At 75.7% G+C, this 2,331-nt stretch carries 1 protein-coding gene; it reads right to left on the reverse strand.

All coding sequences use genetic code 11. The features are described 5' to 3' along the window. Nucleotides 1–2,331: beta-ketoacyl synthase N-terminal-like domain-containing protein (locus tag AB0B58_RS42235; RefSeq protein WP_360237039.1), on the reverse strand; the 2,331-nt coding region annotated here is incomplete at both ends.

Here is a 2,331-nt window from a genome sequence, read left to right on the forward strand (position 1 = left end):
GTCACGGCCCATCCCGAGACGCTGGGAACCCTGGCCGGTGAACATGAACGCGGTGCGGCCGCCGCGGGCCTCGCCCTCGATCACGGCGTCGCCGACCTTGACCATGCGCCGGTCGAGGGCGGCCCGGGTGGTGAGACCGCGGGCCACGTCGGCCGGGTGGGCGTCCAGCGCGGCCACCCGGTCGGAAAGGGTGTGCAGCGCCTCCGGGGACCGGGCGGACAGCGCCCACGGTACGACCGCGTCGGCCGGTCCGGCCGGTGCCGCCGGGGCGGCCGGTACGGACTCGATGATGACGTGGGCGTTGGTGCCGCTGATGCCGAACGACGAGACGCCCGCGCGGCGGGGCCGGTCGTCGCGGCGCCACGGCCGCGCCTCGGTGAGCAGCCGCACCGCGCCGGCGGTCCAGTCCACCTCGGACGACGGCTCGTCGATGTGCAGGCTGGCCGGTAGCAGTTCCCGGCGCATCGCCATGACCATCTTGATCACGCCGGCGACTCCGGCGGCGGCCTGGGTGTGGCCGATGTTGGACTTCACCGAGCCCAGGTAGAGCGGCTCGTCGCGGTCCTGCCCGTACGTGGCCAGCAGCGCCTGCGCCTCGATCGGGTCGCCCAGCCTGGTGCCGGTGCCGTGCGCCTCGACGGCGTCGACCTGGTCGGCGGTGAGGCGCGCGCCGGCCAGCGCCTGCCGGATGACCCGGCGCTGGGACGGCCCGTTCGGTGCGGTCAGCCCGTTCGACGCGCCGTCCTGGTTCACGGCCGAGCCGCGGACCACCGCGAGGATCGGGTGGCCGTTGCGCTCGGCGTCGGTGAGCCGTTCGAGGACCAGGAAGCCGGCGCCCTCGGCGAAGCCGGTGCCGTCCGCGGCGGTGGCGAAGGACTTGCACCGGCCGTCCGGCGCGAGGCCGCCCTGGCGGCCGAACTCGGCGAAGACGCCGGGGGTGGACAGCACGGTGACGCCGCCGGTGATGGCCAGGGTGCAGTCGTCCTGGCGCAGTGCCTGCACGGCCAGGTGCAGCGCGACCAGCGATGAGGAGCAGGCGGTGTCGACCGCGACCGCGGGGCCCTCCAGGCCGAGCTTGTAGGAGACGCGGCCGGGCACCACGCTGCCGTTGCCGTCGGCGCCGGGGTAGTCGTGGTACATCACGCCGGCGAAGACGCCGGTGCGGCTGCCGCGCAGCGAGGTCGGGTCGATGCCGGCCCGTTCGAGGGCCTCCCAGGTCAGTTCGAGGGTCAGGCGCTGCTGCGGGTCCATGCCGAGCGCCTCGCGCGGCGAGATGCCGAAGAACTCGGGGTCGAAGCCGGCCGCGTCGTCGAGGAAGCCGCCGGTGGTGGCGTAGGTGCCGCCGTCGGGGGTGCGCAGCGGGGCGAGGTCCCAGCCGCGGTCGAGCGGGAAGTCGCCGATCGCGTCGGCGCCGTCGGTGACCAGGCGCCACAGGTCCTCGGGCGAGCCGACACCGCCCGGGTAGCGGCAGGACATGCCGACGATCGCGATGGGCTCCTGCGGGTCGGACTCGCGGAGGACGGCCGGCTGCGCGTCGGGCCGGCCGGCCGGCGCCAGTTCGGCGTCGATGAACCGGGCCACGGCGGTCGCGTTCGGCTCGTCGAAGACCAGGGTGGCGGGCAGCCGCAGGCCGGTGGCGGTGTTCAGCTGGTTGCGCAGCTCGGTGGCGGCGAGGGAGTCGAAGCCGAGCTCCTGGAAGGCGCGGTCGGGGGCGATCTCGTCGGCCGAGTCGTGGCCGAGCACGGCGGCGACTCGGGCGCGCACGATCCGCAGGATCTCGCGCACCCGCCCGGCCTCGTCCAGCCCGGCGAGCTGGGCGGCCAGGCCGGTGACGGGTACGGCGGCGGCCGCGGTCGCGGTCGCGGCGACCCGGCGTACGGCCGGCACGAGGTCGCGGAGCAGCGCCGGGATCTCGTCGGTGCGGGCGCGCAGGGCGGCCGTGTCGACCCGGATCGGGGCGACCGCGGGGCGGCCGGAGCGCAGGGCGGCGGCGAACATGGCGAGGCCCTGGTCGTGGCTCAGCGGTGGGATGCCGAGGCCCTTCATGCGCTTGCGGTTGGCGTTGCCGAGCAGTTCGCCGAGGCCGGCCCCGACCTCCCACAGCGCGTACGCCATGGCGGTGGCCGGGCGGCCCTGCGCGTGCCGCAGCTCGGCGAGGCCGTCGAGGAACACGTTGGCGGCGGCGTAGTTCGCCTGCCCGCCGGTGAGGACGAGCCCGCCGGCGGACGAGAACATGACGAACGCGGTCAGGTCCATGTCGGCGGTGAGCTCGTGCAGGTGCCAGGCGGCGTCGGCCTTCGGCGCCAGGACCGCGTCGATGCGCTCCGGGGT

The organism is Actinoplanes sp. NPDC049118 (assembly GCF_040648555.1).
In the GTDB taxonomy this organism is placed as follows: Bacteria; Actinomycetota; Actinomycetes; order Mycobacteriales; family Micromonosporaceae; genus Actinoplanes.